The 20,658-nt window shown below is 72.4% G+C and carries 16 protein-coding genes and 1 tRNA gene; 12 read left to right on the top strand and 5 right to left on the bottom strand.

Annotated elements, in window-relative coordinates; translation table 11 throughout:
• The first annotated feature begins 58 nt into the window (after positions 1-58).
• The 4 genes from M3677_RS00960 to rplL all read left to right on the top strand — a co-directional run bounded on the left by M3677_RS00960 (position 59) and on the right by rplL (position 3,455).
• On the top strand, positions 59-793 hold the full coding sequence (locus tag M3677_RS00960) for a response regulator transcription factor (protein ID WP_368859905.1): 735 nt from the start codon (positions 59-61) through the stop codon (positions 791-793).
• Positions 790-2,238: a cell wall metabolism sensor histidine kinase WalK gene (locus tag M3677_RS00955; RefSeq protein WP_066655205.1), complete on the top strand. Its 1,449-nt coding sequence runs from the start codon at positions 790-792 to the stop codon at positions 2,236-2,238. The genes M3677_RS00960 and M3677_RS00955 overlap by 4 nt, the downstream gene beginning before the upstream one ends.
• Positions 2,239-2,504: 266 nt before the next feature.
• Entirely contained in the window at positions 2,505-3,020 is a 516-nt protein-coding gene (gene rplJ, locus M3677_RS00950; RefSeq protein WP_058727460.1) for a 50S ribosomal protein L10, read from the top strand.
• A 51-nt stretch (positions 3,021-3,071) separates the two neighbouring features.
• Positions 3,072-3,455 carry a 50S ribosomal protein L7/L12 gene (gene rplL, locus M3677_RS00945; RefSeq protein ID WP_066655204.1) on the top strand — a complete coding sequence of 128 codons (384 nt, stop codon included), beginning with the start codon at positions 3,072-3,074 and terminating at the stop codon, positions 3,453-3,455.
• Between the two features lie 188 nt (positions 3,456-3,643).
• Here rplL and M3677_RS00940 read toward each other — a convergent pair whose 3' ends face one another.
• Together M3677_RS00940 and M3677_RS00935 are read right to left on the bottom strand one after the other, a co-directional pair.
• Positions 3,644-4,567, bottom strand: coding sequence for a hypothetical protein (locus tag M3677_RS00940; RefSeq protein ID WP_066655203.1), 924 nt, complete (start codon positions 4,565-4,567; stop codon positions 3,644-3,646).
• A 216-nt stretch (positions 4,568-4,783) separates the two neighbouring features.
• The gene (locus M3677_RS00935) at positions 4,784-6,208 is read right to left on the bottom strand and encodes an APC family permease (RefSeq protein ID WP_209685069.1); all 1,425 of its coding nucleotides are present in this window, start codon (positions 6,206-6,208) and stop codon (positions 4,784-4,786) included.
• A gap of 127 nt (positions 6,209-6,335) precedes the next feature.
• Between M3677_RS00935 and M3677_RS00930 the strand changes: the two genes are divergently transcribed.
• The 5 genes from M3677_RS00930 to M3677_RS00910 all read left to right on the top strand — a co-directional run bounded on the left by M3677_RS00930 (position 6,336) and on the right by M3677_RS00910 (position 13,000).
• On the top strand, positions 6,336-8,237 hold the full coding sequence (locus M3677_RS00930) for an ABC transporter ATP-binding protein (protein ID WP_066658440.1): 1,902 nt from the start codon (positions 6,336-6,338) through the stop codon (positions 8,235-8,237).
• A 10-nt stretch (positions 8,238-8,247) separates the two neighbouring features.
• Positions 8,248-9,612 carry a cystathionine beta-synthase gene (locus M3677_RS00925; protein WP_251159567.1) on the top strand — a complete coding sequence of 455 codons (1,365 nt, stop codon included), beginning with the start codon at positions 8,248-8,250 and terminating at the stop codon, positions 9,610-9,612.
• Between the two features lie 122 nt (positions 9,613-9,734).
• Positions 9,735-10,880, top strand: a complete 1,146-nt coding sequence (locus M3677_RS00920) for a cystathionine gamma-synthase (RefSeq protein ID WP_066655198.1) — start codon at positions 9,735-9,737, stop codon at positions 10,878-10,880.
• Between the two features lie 117 nt (positions 10,881-10,997).
• Positions 10,998-12,383: an MFS transporter gene (locus tag M3677_RS00915; RefSeq protein WP_251159566.1), complete on the top strand. Its 1,386-nt coding sequence runs from the start codon at positions 10,998-11,000 to the stop codon at positions 12,381-12,383.
• Between the two features lie 47 nt (positions 12,384-12,430).
• On the top strand, positions 12,431-13,000 hold the full coding sequence (locus M3677_RS00910; protein WP_066655196.1) for a substrate-binding domain-containing protein: 570 nt from the start codon (positions 12,431-12,433) through the stop codon (positions 12,998-13,000).
• 87 nt (positions 13,001-13,087) lie between these two features.
• Here the strand turns inward: M3677_RS00910 and M3677_RS00905 are convergent, their stop codons facing one another.
• Complete coding sequence (locus M3677_RS00905; RefSeq protein ID WP_251154626.1) at positions 13,088-13,669, bottom strand: TetR/AcrR family transcriptional regulator; 582 nt, start codon at positions 13,667-13,669, stop codon at positions 13,088-13,090.
• A 283-nt stretch (positions 13,670-13,952) separates the two neighbouring features.
• Between M3677_RS00905 and M3677_RS00900 the strand changes: the two genes are divergently transcribed.
• Both M3677_RS00900 and M3677_RS00895 read left to right on the top strand, forming a co-directional pair.
• Complete coding sequence (locus M3677_RS00900) at positions 13,953-15,209, top strand: multidrug effflux MFS transporter (RefSeq protein ID WP_200884101.1); 1,257 nt, start codon at positions 13,953-13,955, stop codon at positions 15,207-15,209.
• Between the two features lie 68 nt (positions 15,210-15,277).
• Entirely contained in the window at positions 15,278-17,269 is a 1,992-nt protein-coding gene (locus tag M3677_RS00895) for a helicase HerA-like domain-containing protein (RefSeq protein ID WP_251159565.1), read from the top strand.
• A 40-nt stretch (positions 17,270-17,309) separates the two neighbouring features.
• Here M3677_RS00895 and M3677_RS00890 read toward each other — a convergent pair whose 3' ends face one another.
• On the bottom strand, positions 17,310-17,954 hold the full coding sequence (locus M3677_RS00890) for a hypothetical protein (protein ID WP_251159564.1): 645 nt from the start codon (positions 17,952-17,954) through the stop codon (positions 17,310-17,312).
• 342 nt (positions 17,955-18,296) lie between these two features.
• Positions 18,297-18,384 (bottom strand) — tRNA-Ser (locus M3677_RS00885).
• A gap of 122 nt (positions 18,385-18,506) precedes the next feature.
• On the opposite strand from M3677_RS00885, the gene pta reads away from it, so the two are divergent.
• Positions 18,507-20,615, top strand: coding sequence for a phosphate acetyltransferase (gene pta, locus M3677_RS00880; RefSeq protein WP_066655183.1), 2,109 nt, complete (start codon positions 18,507-18,509; stop codon positions 20,613-20,615).
• Positions 20,616-20,658 lie beyond the last annotated feature (43 nt).

The raw sequence follows: 20,658 nt of genomic DNA, 5'->3' as shown, positions 1-20,658 counted from the left end.
AGGAGGGCTGGGCCACAGACGGCTCATAGGAACCACACCGATCCTCGATGACGTGACGATCTCCCAGCCCGCAGCAGCCCCCCGCCTCACCCGCGCCGACGGCACGCCGTTGCGCATCCTCGTCGTGGACGACGAGGCCAGCCTCACCGACCTGCTGTCGATGGCGCTGCGCTACGAGGGCTGGGACGTCAGGAGCGCGAACGGCGGTCAGCAGGCCCTCGCCACGGCCCGTGAGTGGCAGCCCGACGCGATGGTGCTCGACGTGATGATGCCCGACCTCGACGGGTTGCAGGTGCTCGGTCGGCTCCGGCAGAACAACGACGACACCCCGGTGCTGTTCCTCACCGCGAAGGACTCCGTCGAGGACCGGGTCACCGGGTTGACCGCCGGCGGCGACGACTACGTGACCAAGCCGTTCTCCCTCGAGGAGGTCGTGGCGCGCCTCCGTGGGCTCATCCGTCGCTCGCAGATCTCGGTGTCGGAGGCCGGTGACTCCCGCATCGTCGTCGGCGACCTGGTGCTCGACGAGGAGTCGTACGAGGTGTCCCGCGCCGGTCGGTCCATCGAGCTCACGGCGACCGAGTTCGAGCTGCTCCGCTTCCTCATGCGCAACCCTCGGCGGGTGCTCTCCAAGGCGCAGATCCTGGACCGGGTGTGGTCGTACGACTTCGGCGGCAAGAGCTCCGTCGTGGAGATCTACATCTCCTACCTGCGCAAGAAGATCGACGCCGGCGAGACCCCGATGATCCACACGGTGCGCGGCGTCGGGTACGTCATCAAGCCGACCTCGTGACGCTCCGACGACGACTCGTCCTGAGCATCGTCGCGATCGTCGTCGCGCTCAGCACGGTGATCGGGGCGGGCAGCATCATCGCGCTGTTCTCGATCCAGCGGGCGGCGATCGACGAGCAGCTCTCGTTCGCGACGACGCGCGCCCAGCGGTCGGTCGAGCAGCAGGGACCGGGCGGCCCCGGGCTCGAGATCGGTCGACCGAGCGGGCAGTCGGCCGGCACGTTGACGGCCTACTTCCTGAACGGCAACGCCGTCGTCGGCAGCGTGCTCGACAACGCCGGCGACGTCGACCGGCTGGCGTCCTCCGCCGTGCGGCCGCTCGGGGACGTCACCGTCGACGGCTCGGCCCAGACCGTCGACCTGGGCACCGACCTCGGCCGCTACCGGGTCACCGCGGTGTCGCTCGGGTCCGCGGTCCTCGTCGTCGGCCTGCCGATGGCGCCCGTGTACGAGAGCGTCTGGAAGCTCTTCGGCGTGGTGCTCGTGGTCACCGCCCTCGCCCTGCTCGCAGCGACCGGGGTCGCCGCGGTCGTGGTGCGCCGCTCGCTCCGCCCGCTCGAGCGCGTGGCCGAGACCGCGTCGTCCGTCGCCCGGATGCCGCTCGAACGGAGCGACGCACTCGACGGCGTCCGCGTCCCCGACACCGACCCACGGACGGAGGTCGGCCGGGTCGGGACCGCCTTCAACCGCATGCTCGGACACATCGCGGGCGCCATGCAGGCCCGGGAGCGCTCGGAGCAGAAGGTCCGGCAGTTCGTCGCCGACGCCTCGCACGAGCTCCGCACCCCGCTCGCGTCGGTCCGCGGGTACGCCGAGCTGACCCGACGGATGGGCGCCGACCTGCCGCCGGACGTCGTGTACGCCATGAGCCGGATCGAGTCGGAGTCGGAGCGCATGACGAGCATGGTCGAGGACCTGCTCCTGCTCGCCCGCCTCGACGAGGGCCGCGAGGTCCAGTTCGCCGACGTCGACCTGACCGGTCTGGTGCTCGACGCGGTCAACGACGCCCACGCCGCGTCGCCGGACCACGTCATCGCGGTGGACGTGCCGGACGAACCGGTGGTCGTGCCCGGCGACGCCGCCCGACTCCACCAGGTGGTCGTGAACCTCGTGACGAACGCGCGGACGCACACCCCGGAGGGGACCCGCATCACGGTCGGACTCGCACCCGGCGCCGACGGCGTCGACCTGACCGTGCGCGACGACGGGCAGGGCATCGACCCGGAGTTCCTGCCGAAGCTCTTCGAACGGTTCGCCCGGGCGGACAGCTCACGGTCGCGGAGCGCCGGGTCGACGGGCCTCGGCCTGGCCATCGTCGACGCGGTCGTGCAGGCGCACGGCGGCAGCGTGGCGGTCACGAGCCGACCCGGCGACACGGTGTTCACGGTGCACCTGCCGGCCACGCGGCCGGCGGTCGCGTCCGGCACGGTGACGCCGACCGCTTGACGGACTGGAGGAACGGGGCGGCGCCGCCCCGCGCCTCCCGTCCGGCGCTTGGTCACCGTCGGATCCTGTGGTACCTTCATCGAAGCCAAAGACCGCCGGTCGTCTGTGCGCTCGCGCACAGACCGAAGGTCCTCACTCGTGGGGCAGCCAGCGCAGGTGTTCAGATCCACTCCTCCCGTTCGTGGGGGAGCAGCTCCGAGCCTCTGCGCCGGAGCTTTTTTCGTGTGGTGACCAGGGGCTAGCCGGCAAGAACCCCAAGGAGAACCATGGCGAACAAGGAAGCTGCGGTCGCCGAGCTCACGGAAGCATTCCAGAGCTCGAACGCCGTTCTGCTCACCGAGTACCGCGGTCTCACGGTGGCGCAGCTCAAGGAGCTCCGCAACTCGATCCGTGAGCACGCCACGTACGCCGTGGTGAAGAACACGCTGACCAAGATCGCGGCGAACAACTCCGGCATCACCTCGTTCGACGACGAGCTCGCCGGTCCGTCCGCTCTCGCCTTCGTCCACGGTGACACCGTCGCCGTCGCGAAGTCGCTGCGTGCATTCGCCAAGGCGAACCCTCAGCTCGTGGTCAAGGGCGGTTACTTCGACGGTAACCCGCTCACCGCGACCGAGGTGGACAAGCTCGCTGACCTCGAGTCCCGCGAAGTGCTGCTCGGCAAGCTCGCCGGCGCCTTCAAGGCCTCGCTGTTCGGTGCTGCGTACCTGTTCCAGGCACCCCTCTCGCAGGCCGTCCGCACCGTGGACGCCCTCCGCGAGAAGCAGGAGTCCGCGGCCTGACCAGGCACGCGTTCATCAACCACACGTACTAGCTAGTAGTAGGAGAAAATCATGGCGAAGCTTTCGCAGGACGAGCTCATCGAGGCCTTCAAGGAGCTCACGCTCATCGAGCTCTCGGACTTCGTGAAGAAGTTCGAGGAGGTCTTCGAGGTCACCGCTGCTGCCCCCGTCGCGGTCGCCGCGGCCGGTGGCGCTGCTGCCCCCGCCGAGGAGGTCGAGGAGAAGACCGAGTTCGACGTCGTGCTCAAGTCGGCCGGTGACAAGAAGATCCAGGTCATCAAGGAGGTCCGTGGCCTCACGTCGCTCGGCCTGGGCGAGGCCAAGGCGCTCGTCGAGACCGCCGACGCCAAGATCCTCGAGGGTGTCAACAAGGAGACGGCCGACAAGGCGAAGGAGGCCCTCGAGGCCGCCGGCGCCACGATCGAGCTCGCGTAAGTACTGCGTACTGCTCTTCGCGAAGGCCGCTGCCCCTCGGGGTGGCGGCCTTCGTCGTGCGCGGGGCGCGCTGCCGGCCCGGCGGTCCGGCGGTCCGGCGGTCCGGCGGTCCGCTTCGCGAGACTCGGCCTCGCGGACACATTCGTGGTTCACCTGCCGCGAAGTTGTCCGCGGGACCGAGTCTCGTCTCACAGCACCAGCCCGTGCGCCCGGAGGAGGCCCTGGAAACGATCCAGTCGTTCCAGGTGCCACCACGTCACGCGGATGACGGTCCGCACCTCGCTCCGCTGCCGGAGTCGGTCCTCCCGGCGCTTCTCCGCCCAGGCGACCTCACCCGGGTCCCTGCCCGCGAGCATCGTCGGGTCGGTGTACTTGACCTTGCCGTCGAACTCGATGACCGTGCCGCTGTCCGGGAGCCAGAAGTCGACGCGGTCGACGTCGTGGTCGTGGCGGAACTCGTGCTGCGGTACCACCCGGTCGATGCCGCTCTCGACCAGCCGGACGGCCGTGTAGGACTCACCGGCGGTCTCGTGCCGAGCGTCGAGTGCCCGCAGCACGGTCTGCGCTCGTCGAGATCCGCGCGCAGGGCCGGCCGGGAGTGCCGTGGCGAGCTCGGACGGCGTCAGCGCACCGGCGCGCACCGCCCCGTCGATCGCCACGGCAGCCACGTGCACGGGCAGCGAGGTCGCGACCGTCGATGCCGTGGTCACCAGGTCCGTGACCGGGACGCCGTCGAGGCGAGCCGGGGCCAGGCGCACCCGCGTGCCACCGGACGCGTGCAGGACGAGGCCGGCGCGGTGGAGGGTGCGCTCGGCCCCCGGTACCGTCACGTGGACGCGCTCGGGTGCCGGGCCGACCAGGGGCCAGCCGTGCACGAGTGCGGCGGACACGTGCGAGAACGCAGCTCCGGTGGGTACGGCCGGCGCGACCGCCCAGATGCGGACGAGGTGCCGGTCGGCTTCATCGAGCTCGACCCAGGACGTGCGAGGCAGGTACGTGCCGGCGCGGAGCCGGACGAGGAGGCCAGCGCGGTGCTGCCGGCGGAGGGTCCGCGCGCGTGAGTCGTCACCGTCGGCGCGCAGCAGGGTGGGTCGTTCTCGGTGGTGTCGCACACCTCCACTGTCGGGCTCCCACTGCGGAACAAGCGGCTCGGGAGGCGATCTGTGGGTCCTGCTGTGTTCGTGGGGACGTGTGGATGGAGCGGGAGACTCGCTCCTGCGGACACGTTCGTGGGTGATCGGGTGCGAAAGTGTCCGCGGGGCCGAGTCTCGGGGCGCGGGCGCGGGCGCGGTCGCAGGCGCGGCGCGGCGCGGCCGGGCGCGGGCGCGTCAGCGCAGGGTGCTGCGGCGGCGGCCGTAGGCCAGGTAGAGCACCGCGCCGGCGAGCATCCACAGGCCGAACGCGATCCAGGTGCCGGCGCCGAGGAAGACCGCGAGGAGCACGCAGCAGAGCGTGCCGAGGACCGGGACGACCGGGAACAGCGGGACCCGGTACGACCGCTCGAGCTCCGGGCGGGTGCGTCGGAGCACGATCACGGAGACGTTGACGAGGGCGAAGGCCACCAGGGTGCCGATGCTCGTCGCGTCGGCCAGCTCGCCGAGGGGGACGAGCGCTGCGCCGACGGCGACGACCACACCCACGATGAGCGTGTTCGGCACGGGGGTGCCCGTCCGGGGCGAGACCCGACCGAACACCGGCGGCACCATGCCGTCGCGCGCCATGGTCAGCAGGATGCGGGTCTGGCCGTAGAGCACCGTGAGCACCACGCTCGCGATGGCGATCACCGCGCCGATCGAGAAGACGAGCGCGACGACCGGCTGCCCGGTGACGTCGACCACGATGCGGACGAGCGAGGCCTCGTCGGACGAGAACGACGTCCACGGGCGGGCACCGATCGCGGCGATCGCGACCAGGATGTACAGCGTCGTGACGATCACGATGGACCCGATGATCGCGCGGGGCAGGTCGCGGCGGGGGTCCTTCGCCTCCTCGCCCGCGGTCGATGCGGCGTCGAAGCCGATGTAGGAGAAGAACAACCGCGACGCGGCAGCGGTCACACCGGCGGCCCCCATCGGCGCGAGGGGCGCGAAGTTCTGGGACGAGAAGGCCGTGAACGCGACGACCACGAAGAACACGAGCAGGGCGATCTTGACCACGACCATGAGCGTGTTCACCCAGGCGCTCTCGCGGGCACCGGGCAGCAGCACGGCCATCGCGAGGAGGACGAGCACCGCCGCGGGCAGGTTCACCACACCACCGTCGCCGGGGGGAGCGGCGATCGCGGCCGGCAGGTGCAGCCCGAAGACGCGCAGGGTCTCGTCGACGTACTCGCTGGCGCCGACCGCGACCGCGGCGACCGAGACCGCGTACTCGAGCACGAGGCACCAGCCGCAGACCCACGCGATGCCCTCGCCCATCGTGGCGTAGGTGTACGAGTAGCTCGACCCCGAGGTCGGCACGGCGCCGGCCATCTCGGCGTACGACAGCGCGGAGAGCAGTGCGGCCACGCCCGCGAGCACGAACGAGATCCAGACGGCCGGACCGGCGAGCGGCACGGCCGTCCCGAGCACGACGAGGATGCCGGTGCCGAGCGTCGCCCCGACGCTGATCATCGTCAGGTGCCAGACGCCGAGCGAGCGGCGGAGCGGCTCGCCGTCGACGCCCGCCGCGGCCTCGGCCTGCAGCTGCTCGATCGGCTTCCGGCGAGCGAGCTGGTGACGGAGGGACGTGGGGCGGGAGGGCGCGGACGTCATGGGACCTCGTGATCGGCGCGGGGAAGGGGACGGACGATGGTCGCACGGCCCCTGAACGGGGTCAAATACGCCCACGGCGGAGCCCGCAGCCCGTGTCCGCCGCCGGGGATACGTTGGTGCCATGAGCATGGGCCACGGGATGCGCGGGGGTGGGCCCCGCGGTGGCGGGCGGATCTCGAGCGGCGACGCCGCCGCGCAGCGGGCCGCCAACGCCGAGGCGCCACGGATCCCGCACCTGCTCCGGCGCATCGCGGGACTGTTCGTGCCGCACCGCCGCGCGATCGTGGTGACCGTCGTGCTCGTGCTCGTCGGTGCGGCACTCTCGGTGATCCCGCCGCTCCTCACCCAGCAGGCGTTCGACCGGGGGCTCTTCCCGCCCTCGGGTCGCCCGGACCTGCCCGTGCTCCTCGAGCTCGTCGGCGCGATGATCGCGCTCTGGATCGCGAGCGCCGGCGTCGGGATCTGGCAGACGTACCTGACGGCGACGGTGGGCAACGAGGTCATGGGTGCCATGCGCATGCGGTTGTTCGCGCACCTGCAGCGGATGGAGCTCGCGTTCTTCACGAGGACGAAGACGGGCGTGATCCAGTCGCGCCTGCAGAACGACGTCGGCGGCGTCGCGAGCGTCCTCAACAACACGATCTCGTCGGTGCTCGGCAACACCGTCACGGTCATCGCGGCGGTCGTGGCGATGCTGCTGCTCAGCTGGCAGATGACCCTGGTGGCGGTCGTGCTCCTGCCGCTGCTCGTCATCGCCCAGCGCCGGGTCGGCCAGGTCCGCGCCCGGATCGCCGCGCAGACGCAGGAGTCGCTGTCGGACATGACCGCGATCACCCAGGAAGCGCTGAGCGTCTCCGGCATCCTGCTCGCCAAGAGCTTCACCCAGCAGCGCAGCGAGACCCGGCGCTACGGGGACGAGAACCGCAACCAGATCCAGCTGCAGGTCCGGCAGCAGATGTCCGGGCAGTGGTTCTTCGCCATCGTCCAGGTCTTCCTGTCGATCATCCCCGCGGTCATCTACGTGGTCGCGGCCCTCCTGATCGTCGGCGACGTCCCGATCACGGCCGGCACGATCGTCGCGTTCACCACGGTGCAGTCGCGCCTGCTCTTCCCGACCGTCGGACTGCTCCGCGTCGTGCTCGACCTGCAGACGTCCGGCGCGCTGTTCGCGCGGATCTTCGAGTACTTCGACCTGCGCCCGGCGATCACCGACGCCCCCGACGCGCAGCGTGTCGACGCGTCGCGCGTGGGGCACGTCGCGTTCGAGGACGTCTCCTTCACCTACCCGGACGGCGAACCGGACAAGCCGACGCTCCGCGGGGTCTCGTTCGAGCTCGAGCCCGGGCAGTTCGCCGCGTTCGTCGGGCCGTCGGGTGCGGGGAAGACGACCATCTCGTACCTGGTGCCACGACTGTACGAGGCGTCCTCGGGCACCGTGCGCTTCGCCGGAGCCGACGTGCGCGACCTGGAGCACGAGGACCTGATGCGCCACGTCGGCATCGTGAGCCAGGAGACGTACCTGTTCCACGCCTCCATCGGCGACAACCTGCGGTACGCGAAGCCGGACGCGACCGACGAGGAGCTCGAGCGCGCCGCACGCGCGGCGAACATCCACGAGACCATCGCCTCGTTCCCGGACGGGTACGACACCGTCGTGGGGGAGCGGGGCTACCGACTGTCCGGCGGCGAGAAGCAGCGCATCGCCATCGCCCGCGTGCTGCTGAAGGACCCACCCGTCCTGGTGCTCGACGAGGCCACGAGCGCGCTCGACTCGATCTCCGAGCACGTCGTGCAGACCGCGCTCGACACCGCGGCAGCCGGGCGCACCACCATCGCCATCGCGCACCGGTTGTCCACGATCCGCGAGGCCGACGTCATCTTCGTGCTCGACCACGGGCGGATCGTCGAGCGGGGCGACCACGACGAACTGCTCGCGCGCGGCGGTGTCTACGCCTCGCTGTTCCACCAGCAGGACCAGACGTCGACATCGTTCGTCGCAACCCAGCCGACGGCCGAGCCGGCCACCTAGACTCGGCCGCGTGCGTTACGCGAACTCCGTCGTCGACCTGGTCGGTGACACCCCGCTCGTCCGACTGAACCGTGTCACCGAGGGGATCCGGGCGACCGTCCTGGTGAAGGTGGAGTACCTCAACCCGGGCGGCTCGTCGAAGGACCGCATCGCCACGCGGATCATCGACGCGGCCGAGGCGTCCGGCGAGCTGCGACCCGGCGGCACCATCGTCGAGCCGACCTCCGGCAACACCGGTGTCGGCCTCGCGCTCGTCGCCCAGCAGCGCGGGTACCGCTGTGTCTTCGTGCTGCCGGACAAGGTCGGCGAGGACAAGCGCAACGTGCTCACGGCCTACGGCGCCGAGATCGTCGTGACGCCGACGGCGGTCCCGCCGGAGCACCCCGAGTCCTACTACTCGGTGTCCGACCGCCTGGTGCGGGAGATCCCCGGCGCCTACAAGCCGAACCAGTACGCGAACCCGAACGGTCCCCGGAGCCACTACGAGACGACCGGTCCGGAGATCTGGCGCGACACCGACGGTCGGCTCACGCACTTCGTCGCCGGCGTCGGCACCGGTGGCACCATCTCGGGCACCGGCCGCTTCCTGAAGGAGGCCTCCGACGGACGCGTCCGGATCGTCGGCGCCGACCCCGAGGGCTCCGTCTACTCGGGCGGCACCGGTCGGCCGTACCTGGTCGAGGGCGTCGGCGAGGACTTCTGGCCCGGCGCGTACGACGCCGGCGTCCCCGACGAGATCCTCGCCGTCACCGACGCCGAGTCCTTCGCGATGACCCGACGGCTGGCGCGCGAGGAAGGGCTGCTCGTCGGCGGGTCGAGCGGCATGGCCGTCGTCGCGGCGCTGCGGGCCGCACGCGACCTGACCGAGGACGACGTGGTCGTGGTGCTGCTGCCCGACGGCGGCCGTGGCTACCTCGGCAAGATCTTCAACGACCGGTGGATGCGCTCCTACGGCTTCGCCGAGACCGACGACGCCCGCACGGTCGGCTCCGTCGTCGCCGGCAAGGACGGCCGACTGCCCGACCTCGTGCACGCACACCCGTCCGACACCGTGCGCGACGTGGTGGAGATCATGTCCACGTACGGCGTCTCGCAGATGCCCGTGCTGAGCGCCGAACCGCCCGTCGTGATCGGCGAGGTCGTCGGTGCGGTCGCCGAGAAGGACCTGCTCGAGCAGGTCTTCACGGGCACCGCCGCGATGACCGACGCGGTGAGCGGCTTCGTCGGTGAGCCACTGCCCCTCATCGGCATCGGTGAATCGCTGTCCGCAGCCCGCCGGGCGCTCGAGACGGTCGACGCGCTGCTCGTCGTCGACGACGGCAAGCCCGTCACCGTCCTGACCCGGCACGACCTGCTCACGTCGCTCTCCGAGTGACACCGGGCGCTCGCCCACACCGAGCGCCCGCCCGCCCGCACCGACACCGAGCGCCCGCCCGCACCGACAGCGAGCGCTCGCCCGCACCGACCCCACCCCGACCCCACGAGGAACCCCAGCGCATGACCGAGTTCGCCACCCGCGCCGTCCACGCCGGCCAGGACCCCGACGCCACGACCGGTGCCGTCATCCCGCCCATCCACGTCACGAGCACCTACGTGCAGGACGGTGTCGGGAACATGCGGAACGGCTACGAGTACTCCCGCGGCGGCAACCCCACGCGCGACGCGCTGCAGACCCTGCTCGCCGACCTCGACGGCGGCGTCGCGGCGTACTCGTTCGCATCGGGCCTGGCGGCCGAGGACGCCCTGCTCCGCGCCTACCTCGAGCCCGGCGCCCGCGTCGTGATGGGCAACGACGTGTACGGCGGGACGCACCGTCTGGTGAACCGCCTGCACGTGCCGTGGGGCGTGGAGCTCGTGGTCGTCGACATGAGCGACGTCGACCGGGTCCGTGCAGCACTCGAGGGCGCCCCGGCGAAGACGGTGCTGTGGGTGGAGACCCCGACGAACCCGCTCATGAAGATCGCGGACATCGCGCTCCTCTCCGAGGTCGGTCACGCCGCAGGCGCCCTGGTCGTCGTCGACAACACGTTCGCGTCGCCGTACCTGCAGCAGCCGCTGTCGCTCGGCGCCGACGCCGTGTCGTACTCGACCACGAAGTACCTCGGCGGGCACTCCGACGTCGTCGGCGGCGCGGTCGTCCTGCGGGACCGCGAGTTCGCGGACCAGGTCGGTTTCCTGCAGTTCGGCGCGGGCGCGATCGCGTCGCCGTTCGACGCCTTCCTGACGACCCGGGGGATCAAGACGCTGCCGGTCCGGATGGAGCGGCACTCGTCGAACGCGCAGGCCGTGGCGGAGGCGCTCGTCTCGGCGCCCGGCGTCGAGCGGGTGTACTACCCCGGTCTCGCCGACCACCCCGGACACGAGGTCGCCGCGAAGCAGATGCGCGGCTTCGGCGGCATGCTCTCGGTGGCCCTGTCCGGCGGACCCGAGGCGGCGAAGCGCTTCGTCGAGTCCACCGAGGTCTTCACGCTCGCGGAGTCCCTGGGCGGCGTCGAGTCGCTCATCGGGTACCCGAGCGAGATGACGCACGCGTCGGTCAAGGGCACCGAGCTCGCCGTCCCGGAGAACGTCGTCCGCCTGTCGGTCGGCATCGAGGACCAGGGCGACCTGGTCGCGGACGTGCTGCAGGCACTGTCCCGGTGACCGCGGCCTGCTGACGCAGACGTGACGGACGGGAGGCTCCCCACCGGACCGGTGGGGAGCCTCCCGTCCGTCATCAGGACCTGACGGATCGTCGGTGCGCGCCCCTAGGCTGGCCCGGTGAGCAGTGTGGCGACGAGGTCGGGGATCCTCAGCGGGCGCTACGCGCTCGCGACCCTGGGGATGGTCGCCATCGTCGGGGTGGCCGCGTTCCAGAACCTCGCGATGACGACGGTGATGCCGGAGATCAGCCGCGACCTCGACGGGCAGACGCTCTACGCGCTCGCGTTCGCGGCCCCGCTCGCCGCCGGCGTGCCCGGGATGGTGCTCGCGGGGACCTGGACGGACCGCTCGGGCGGCCGCGTCGTCGCCTGGGTGTCGGCGCTCTTCTTCGCCGTCGGGACGGCCGTCGTGATGACCGCGCCGACGATGGAGGTCTTCCTGGCCGGTCGCCTGGTCGAGGGCTTCGGAGCCGGTGCGATCGACGTCGTGCTCTACGTGCTCGTCGCCCGCATCTTCCCCGCCGAGCTGCACGGTCCGGTCTTCGCCGGGTTCGCCGCGGCCTGGGTCGTCCCGGCACTCGTCGGCCCGGCGCTCGCCGGGGTCGTGACGGAGGTGTGGGGGTGGCACTGGGTCTTCGCCGGCGCCCTCGTCATCGCGGTCGTCGCGTTCGCCCTCCTCGTCCCGACGCTGGCACGCCTGCACGCGCCGCCGGTCGAGCGCCGACCCCCGTGGCAGGCGGGGCGCATCGCGTGGTCGGTCGCGGCGGCGCTCGCGATCCTGCTGCTCAACGTCGCGCCGGACCTCGGTCCGTGGGCACGGGTCGTGGCCGTCGTCATCGGGGTCGTCGGCGCCTGGGCGGCGCTGCGGCCCCTCCTGCCGGCCGGGACCTTCCGGGCGGCCGCGGGCCTGCCGTCCGTGGTGCTGTTGCGCGGCCTGGTCGCGGCGGCGTTCTTCGGCAGCGAGGCCTACGTGCCCTTCCTGCTGCAGGCACGGCACGGCCTCAGCGCCTCGGCGGCGGGGCTCGCGCTCACCGTGGCCGCCCTGAGCTGGGCCGGGGCGAGCTGGGTGCACGGTCGGCTCGGGGAGCAGCGGCTCACCACGGCGCGGACCTTCGGCGCCGGACTCACGCTCATCCTCGTCAGCCTGCTCGTCGCGCTCGCCGTCGCGGTGTGGGGGTTGCCGTGGTGGCTGCTCGTGGCCGGGTGGTTCGTCGGCGGCGCGGGCATGGGCGCGATGTACCCGCGGCTGTCGATGCTGACGCTCCGCTTCTCGGGCGAGGGCGACGACGGGTTCGCGAGCTCGGCCCTGACGATCGCCGACGCCTCGGGCAGCGTGGTCGGCCTCGCCGTCACGGGCCTGCTCTTCGTCGGCAGCGGGGGAGCCGACGGCGACTGGTCGTTCCCGCTCGTCTTCGTCGCGATGACCGCGATCGCACTCGTCGGGATCGTCGCGGTCCGGCGCCTCGGTCCCGTGCCCGCACCGCCGACCCCCGGCGCCGAGTGACCCGCCCCGCGGTAGCGTGGGGCACCGGATCGAGCGGAGGTCACCGGGTGCGCACCGTCGTCGTCGCCGTCCTCGTGGCGGCGTCCCTCGCCCTGACCGGGTGCCAGGGACCGACGACCGCTGCGCCGACCCCGGTCCGCAGCACCGACCTCACCAGCTCCGACGGCGGGTTCGCCGACGACGCCGTGGTCGGCGCGGTGCTCGCGCCCGGGGACGACGCGCTCGCCGCGGACCTCGAGCGCGGGCTCGACCGTGCCGGGTTCTCGCCGGACGTCCGGGTGGTGCCGTCCTCCGGTGCCGCGGCCGAGCAGGCCCGTGCCGTCGACGCGCTCGTCCGCGGTGGAGCGAAGGCGCTGCTCGTGCACGCCGTGGACGCCGACGCGCTCGCGGAGGCGGTGCAGACGGCGCACGACGCCGGTGTGGTCGTGGTGTCGGTCGGCGCGTCGGTCCCGGCGAGCGGGACCGGCGGTGACGGTGTCTCCGCCGACCACCGCGTGCCGGCGGCAGCGGATGCCGGGACGACCGCCCGGGCGGCGGTCGAGGTCGTCCGGTCGCTGCAGCGCGGCGAGCAGCCGGACACGGGGGACCGCCGCGGGCGCAGCGGCGCCGGGGACTGACGTCGGGACCCGGGCCGGCGAACCGTCGCGATCAGTGCGACCGGGCGCGGGGCCGGGGCCTGGATCGGGGCCGCGTGCCGGCTCGGCTCAGTGCCACCAGGCCGGGAACGACAGGGTGATCGTCTCGACCAGGGACCTCCGGGAGCGTCGGGGTCCGGCCAGCCACGCCTCGATCGCGCCGACGAAGCCCTGCGCCACGAACCCGGCTGCGACGTCGTCGAGCAGGGGCGGGCGTGACGCGGGGTCGAGCTCGCGGATGTGCTGCGCGCTCGACACCGTGAAGTGCTGGACGAGCAGGCGGTGGAGGGAGGCGTCCTCGGTGTCCGGCAACCCGCGGGCGTAGATGTCGCGGTGGGCCACGACGTGCTCGACGACGGCGTCGATGCCCCGGCGCGTGATGGCGGCGAGCTCGTCCTCGCCGGCCCCGCGGGCAGAGGCGGCCCGGCGGGCCTCGACGTCCTCCTCGCGGATGCGGTCGAGCTCGGGCGTCAGCACGTCGGCCAGGAGCGATCCGGGGGAGACGGCGTGCGAGTAGAACGTGGCGCGGTTGATGCCGGCTGCGCGCGTGACGTCGGCGACCGTGATGGCGGAGACCGGGCGGTCGGCTGCGAGCCGGAGGACCGCCTCGCGCAGTGCTGCCGTGGTGTGCACGATCCGGGCGTCGACCACGACACCACCCCCTCTTCGTTCCGTCCGCACGAGGCGGCTGTCGAGCAGTCCGACGTTACCGCACGGCGACCGCGCGGACTGGACGAGGAGCGCAGTGTGACGGGCGCGTTGCGGTCGGGGCGTCGCGAGAGCGCTCACGCAGCCCGTAGGATGGTTCCGGGGCCGAATCGATTCGAGTCGATCCGCCCCGGTCCTGCTCGGTCGGTCCTGACGTCCACCACGTCGACGGCGACCGGCCCCGATCCCGTCTCTCCTGCACCCGACCCCCTGTGAAGGACCGCTCGTGACCGCGCCCGCAACCACCGGTTCGCTCCGCGTCGTGCTGCACCCCGGTGACTCGCTCACCCGGCGGCAGCGCCTCGTCTACGTCTTCGTGCTCGGCGCGCTCACCGCGCTCGGGCCGTTCACCATCGACCTGTACCTGCCGGCGTTCCCGTCGCTCGAGCGCGAGTTCGGCATCAGCGAGGGTGCGGTGCAGCTCACGCTCACCGCGACCACGCTCGGGTTCGCGGTCGGGCAGCTGCTCGTCGGGCCCTGGAGCGACAAGGTCGGCCGGCGTCTGCCGCTCATCATCGCGACCTCGGTGCACGTCGCGGCGTCGGTCGGCGCAGCGCTCGCGCCGAACGTCGAGGTGCTCGCGCTCTTCCGCGTCCTGCAGGGCATGGGGGCCGCGGCCGGCGGTGTCGTCGCGATGGCAACCGTGCGCGACCTGTTCGGCGGCAAGCCCCTCGTCCGGATGCTCTCGCGCCTGGCGATGGTGAACGGCCTCGCGCCGATCCTCGCGCCGCTGATCGGCTCGCAGATGCTGCAGTTCGTCAGCTGGCGCGGCGTCTTCGTGTTCCTCGCGTGCTACGGCGCAGCCGTCGTCATCGCGTCGTCCCTGCTCATCGTCGAGACCCTGCCGCCGGCTCGGCGGAAGGAGGCCGGCCACTCGACGATCGGGCAGCGCTACAAGGCCCTGCTCTCCGACCGGATCTTCGTCGGCGTCGCGCTCATCGGGGCGATGGTCTTCAGCGGGCTCTTCTCGTACCTGTCGGCGTCGCCGTTCCTGTTCCAGACGGTCTACGGCCTCGACGCGCAGCAGTACGGCCTGCTCTTCGCCGTGAACTCGATCGGCGTCGTCGTCGGCGTGCAGGTGTCCTCGCGCCTGGCGCAGCGGGTCGGCCCGCAGTGGATCCTCGCCTGCTCGACGGCGACGCTGTTCGTGTCCGCCGTCGCGATCGTCGTGCTCGACCAGCTCGGTGCGGGCCTGGTCGGGGTCCTCGTACCGCTGTGGTTCTTCATCGCGGCCTGCGGGTTCACGTTCCCGCTCGTCCAGGTGATCGGTCTCGCCGCGCACGGGAAGGAGGCCGGCACCGCCGCGTCGCTCCTCGGCGCACTGAACTTCGGGGTCGCCGGGCTCGTCTCGCCGATCGTCGGGTGGCTCGGCATCACCGCGGCGACACCCATGGCGAGCGTCATGGCATGCACGGCGGCGGTCGCCGTCGTCGTGCTCTGGGTGGTCGTCCGGCCGCGGACCGTGCCGGCGCTCTCGCACTGACACGTCGCACAGCCGGACGTCGTCACGACGAGCGGACCGGAGGGTCGACGCGTCCGTAGGCTGCGGACATGACCGACGCGGTGGAGCAGGCACGGGCAGCGGCAGCAGCGGCGCAGGCGGCGGCCGAGGAGGCACGGCGGCTGGCGGACGAGGCGGCTCGTCGGGCCGAGGAGCTCGCGGCGGCGCTCAGCCGCGCGGCCGACGCGAGCGCGGTACCGGAGGCGACCGGGGCGCCCGACGCGAGCACGGCCGCAGGCGGGACGACACCGGGGACGGCCACCGAGCCTCCGGGCCGCGCGCCGCTCGACGCGACCACCGCGCCGGAGGCGACGACCGCGTCGACCACACCGCCGAGCGCACCGCAGTCCGGCCCCCTCGGGCCGGAGGCCGTCGACGCGATCCGCACCGGGTACGCCGTCGAGGGCACCGCCCTGGAGCTCGGTGCCCTCGTCAACGGCCGCCCGCTGCCCGACGTCCAGGTCCGGATCCCGCTCGGCATGCTCAACCGGCACGGCCTCGTGGCCGGTGCCACCGGCACGGGCAAGACCCGCACGCTCCAGTTGCTCGCGGAGCAGATCGCCGCGAACGGCGTCCCGGTGTTCGCGGCCGACGTCAAGGGCGACCTGTCCGGACTCGCCGTGGCCGGGCAGCCGGACGAGAAGCTCCTCGCCCGCACCGAGGCGATCGGTCAGGACTGGCGCGGCGTCGCGAGTGCGGTGGAGTTCTACTCCCTCGGCGGGCAGGGCACCGGTGTGCCGATCCGGGCGACCGTCTCCGGGTTCGGTCCGCTCCTGCTGGCCAAGGTGCTCGGGCTCAACGCGACGCAGGAGTCCTCGCTCGGGCTGGTGTTCCACCACGCCGAACGCGCCGGGCTGCCGCTCGTCGACCTGTCGGACCTGCGCGCCGTGCTGACCCACCTGGTGAGCGACCAGGGCAAGGCGGAGCTCGCGGAGCTCGGCGGGTTGTCGAAGCAGACCGCCGGTGTGATCCTGCGCGAGCTGGTGACCTTCGCCGACCAGGGTGCGGACCGCTTCTTCGGGGCACCCGAGATCGACACCCGTGCGTTCCTGCGCACCGCCCCGGACGGCCGCGGGATCGTGAGCCTGCTCGAGGTGCCGGGCGCGCAGGACCGGCCCGAGGTGTTCTCGACGTTCCTGATGTGGCTGCTCGCCGACCTGTTCAACGAACTCCCCGAGGTCGGCGACACCGACCGGCCGGCGCTCGTGTTCTTCTTCGACGAGGCACACCTGCTCTTCTCGGGGTCGTCGAAGGACTTCCGCGAGCAGGTCGTCCGCACCGTGCGGCTCATCCGTTCGAAGGGTGTCGGCATCGTGTTCGTCACGCAGACGCCGAAGGACCTGCCCGACGACGTGCTCGCACAGCTCGGCTCGCGGGTGCAGCACCAGCTCCGTGCCCACACGCCGGACGACGCGAAGGCGCTGCGGGCGACCGTGTCGACGTACCCGACGAGTGACTACGACCTGGGGGAGGTCCTGACCTCGCTGGCGACCGGCGAGGCGGTCGTGACGGTGATGAACGAGGACGGCGCACCCACGCCGGTGGCGTGGACCCGTCTGCGCGCGCCGCAGGGATCGATGGACGCGCTGCCGTCGGACGTCCTGGAGGCGCTGGTCGCCTCGTCCCCGCTCCTCGCCCGGTACGGCACCACCGTCGACCCCGAGTCGGCGCGAGAGCTCCTGGCCGCCCGCATGGAGTCCGCCGCCGCGGACGCCGCCGCAGCGCAGGCGCAGGCGGACGCCGAGCAGGAGGCTGCCCGCGCCGCCACCGCGGCGGCGAAGGAGGCGGCCGCGCAGGCTGCGCGGGACGAGCGCGAGCAGAAGGCCGCACAGGCGGAGTACGAGCGGACGCAACGCGAGTTCGAACGCGCGGAGCGGGCAGCGGCGGGTCGCCGGTCGCGATCGACGTCGACACGGACGTCGCGCTCGGCCGGGCGCACTGCGGACGACCCGCTCGGCGGACTGCTCGGGAACGGCCTCGGGCAGACCATCGCGAAGGAGGTCGTCCGGGGCATCTTCTCGACGCTCCGCCGCCGCCGCTGAGCTGCTGCCGGCCCGGTGCCGCGCGTCGCCCCGGCCGGTCTCAGCGGGTCAGGAGGCCGACGGTCTCGACGGCGAGCAGGCCGGCGACGATGCACGCGGTCGCCGCACCCACCGCGAGCACGCCCCCGCGGCGCTCGTACCAGGTGCGGCTCGTGGGCCAGCGACGGGTGGCCTCGCGGACGTGGACCGGTCGGCGCTCGTGCTCGACCGGCACGCCCAGCACCTCGACCACGCGGTCGAGGGCGTCGTCGCCCCAGACGTCGCCGCGCAGCCGGAAGAGGTGCGTGCCGTCGGCGTCGAACGCGAGGAGCTCACGCGTGGTGCGGTCGGGCGACGCGCCGTACGTCGGGGTGACGACGAGCCGGTCGATCCGCTCGCGGGCGATGCGACGGTTCGGGGTGAGGACCGCGTTCAGGGCGACGACGTCGGCGTCGATGCCGAGGAAGGCCTGACCGAGTCGGACGAAGAGGACCCCGACCAGCACGGCGACGGCGACGACGAGCCCGGCGACGAGGACCCACCAGCGCTCCGGCAGCGAGGCCCAGACGAGCGCGACGGCGAGGGGGACGGCGGAGCAGACCACGCTGAGGACGGTCGACCGGACGAGGGAGCGCCGCGGGCGGAGGACCACGTCGTGGACCGGCGTCCGCAGACGCCCGGCAGCTGACACCGTCGCTTCCCCCACCTGGGTCTCCTCACCCCTCGGGCGCACGGGCAGACCGATCTGCCACCCCGCGGGCGACGCCCCTGCCGCCCGCTGCACCGCGTCCGACCCGTCCCGGGGTCGTCCGTCTGCACAGGATAGGGCGAAGCGGGGGCGGAGGACAGCCCGTTCCACCCCCGTTGGGCGTTTCCCGGCCAGGACGGGCCGAGCGGGGTGCGATCGTGTCCCGCGAGTGGGGGACTCCGCGGGCCGCACCCGGGGCCGCAGCCGGGGCCGCGCCGGTCGGGAGCCGTGCCGACGGGGACGTGCGCCACCCGGGAACGACGAAGGGCGCGTCCTGCTGGACGCGCCCTTCGGTACTGCTGGCGGAGAATGGGGGATTCGAACCCCCGAGGGCTTGCACCCAACACGCTTTCCAAGCGTGCGCCATAGGCCACTAGGCGAATTCTCCTCGTGCCACCTCGCGGTGACGACACCCCATGGTACAGGTTCGCGGGGGTGGTCACGACCACGTCCGTCCACGGCCCCGTCGGCTCCCAGAGCGCACGGTGTGCCCGCGACTAGCCTGGAGGGGTGTCGACCCGCATCTACATCACGTCAGCAGAAGGACACACGGGCAAGAGCACCGTCGCGCTCGGTGTCCTCGAGACCCTCGCACGCTCCGTCGGACGCGTCGGCGTGTTCCGACCGGTCGCACGGTCGGTGGCCGAGCCGGACTACGTGCTCGAGCTCCTGCTGCAGCACAGCGCGGTGGGGCTCTCCTACGACGAGGCCGTCGGCGTGACGTACGACGACGTGCACGCCGACCCGGACGCCGCCCTCGGCACGATCCTGAACCGGTTCGCCCAGGTCGAGCGGCAGTGCGACGCCGTCGTGGTGCTCGGGTCCGACTACACCGACGTCGGCAGCCCGACCGAGCTGTCGTTCAACGCCAAGGTCGCGGCGAACCTCGGCGCGCCCGTGCTGCTCGTGCTCGGCGGTCGGGACTCCTCGGAGCGTGGCGTCCGCACGCCCGAGGCGATGGCGCAGGTCGCGGACGTCACCACGAGCGAACTCCGGGCGGCGCACGCCCAGCTGCTCGGCGTCGTCGTGAACCGTGCGGACCCGGACGCCCTGGCCGCGATCGTCCGGAGCGTGGAGCACGCCGTGCGCGACGACCACCCGGACACCCCCGTGTGGGCCATCCCGGAGGACCGGGTGCTCGTGGCGCCGACGGTGCGCGCCCTGCTCGAGGCGACGGGCGCCACGCTCGTCCGCGGTGACGAGGCGCTGCTCGACCGGGAGGCCCTCGGCACGGTGGTCGCCGGCATGAGCATGGAGAACGTGCTGCCGCGGCTCATCGAGGGCGGGATCGTCGTCGTGCCGGGGGACCGCAGCGACGTGCTCCTCGCGACCGTGCTCGCGAACCAGTCCGAGACCTTCCCGAGCCTGGCGGGCGTGATCCTCAACGGCGGGTTCGAGACCTCGCCGCAGATCACCCGGCTGCTCGAGGGCCTGTCGAGCTCGCTGCCGATCGCCCGGAACGACCTCGGCACGTACGACACCGCGCTCCGCATCACCCACACCCGGGGGCGCCTCGCAGCGGACTCACCCCGCAAGGCCGACCTGGCACTGGCGCTCTTCGAGCAGCACGTCGACGCCGACGCGCTGCGCGACCGCCTGCAGCTCACCCCGTCCGGGGTCGTCACGCCGCTCATGTTCGAGCACGGGCTGCTCGACCGCGCGCGTGGGTACGGCAAGCGGATCGTGCTGCCCGAGGGCGACGACGACCGCATCCTGCACGCGGCGTCGACGCTGCTCGCGCGACAGGTGTGCGAGCTCACGATCCTCGGCGAGCCGACGTCGATCCGGGCACGCGCCACCGAGCTCGGCCTCGACCTCGACGGGGCGCAGCTCGTCAGCCCGTTCGATCCCGAGCTGCGCGAGCGCTTCGCCGAGGAGTACACGCGGCTCCGTGCGCACAAGGGCATGTCGATGGAGCTCGCGCGGGACACCGTCACCGACGTGTCCTACTTCGGCACGCTCATGGTGCAGCTCGGACTCGCCGACGGCATGGTGTCCGGGGCGAAGCACACCACCGCGCACACCATCCGACCGTCCTTCGAGATCATCAAGACCCGGCCGGACACCTCGATCGTCTCGAGCGTGTTCCTCATGGCGCTCGCCGACCGCGTGCTCGTCTACGGTGACTGCGCGGTCATCCCCGACCCGAGCAGCGAGCAGCTCGCCGACATCGCGATCTCGTCGGCGGAGACGGCCACGCAGTTCGGCATCGACCCGCGCGTCGCGATGCTGAGCTACTCGACCGGCGACAGCGGCACCGGTGCGGACGTCGACAAGGTGCGTGCCGGGACGGCCTTCGTCCGGGAGCGCCGTCCGGACCTGCTCGTCGAGGGACCCATCCAGTACGACGCCGCCGCCGATCCGACGGTCGCCCGCACGAAGATGCCGGACTCGCCCGTGGCGGGCCGGGCGACGGTGTTCATCTTCCCCGACCTCAACACCGGCAACAACACGTACAAGGCCGTGCAGCGCTCGGCGGGTGCGGTCGCGATCGGACCCGTCCTCCAGGGCCTGCGCAAGCCGATCAACGACCTGTCCCGCGGTGCGCTCGTCAGCGACATCGTGAACACGGTCGCCATCACGGCCATCCAGGCCGGCACCGCGACCGACGCGGCCTGACCGACCATCGCCGACCGCGACCAGCCCACCCGCCCGCACCGCG

Origin of the sequence: Curtobacterium sp. P97 (genome assembly GCF_023712445.1) — a bacterium.
GTDB lineage: Bacteria > Actinomycetota > Actinomycetes > Actinomycetales > Microbacteriaceae > Curtobacterium.
Note: the sequence above shows the minus strand (reverse complement) of the source record. Positions and strands in the feature narration are given on the sequence as shown.

Excerpts from the sequence above, each read along its gene's own strand:
- rplJ (WP_058727460.1), top strand. The coding sequence starts at position 2,505 with ATGGCGAACAAGGAAGCTGCGGTCGCCGAGCTCACGGAAGCATTCCAG.
- rplL (WP_066655204.1), top strand. The coding sequence starts at position 3,072 with ATGGCGAAGCTTTCGCAGGACGAGCTCATCGAGGCCTTCAAGGAGCTC.
- M3677_RS00935 (WP_209685069.1), bottom strand. The coding sequence starts at position 6,208 with ATGACGTCCGCGCCCTCCCGCCCCACGTCCCTCCGTCACCAGCTCGCT.
- M3677_RS00930 (WP_066658440.1), top strand. The coding sequence starts at position 6,336 with ATGGGCCACGGGATGCGCGGGGGTGGGCCCCGCGGTGGCGGGCGGATC.
- M3677_RS00920 (WP_066655198.1), top strand. The coding sequence starts at position 9,735 with ATGACCGAGTTCGCCACCCGCGCCGTCCACGCCGGCCAGGACCCCGAC.
- M3677_RS00895 (WP_251159565.1), top strand. The coding sequence starts at position 15,278 with ATGACCGACGCGGTGGAGCAGGCACGGGCAGCGGCAGCAGCGGCGCAG.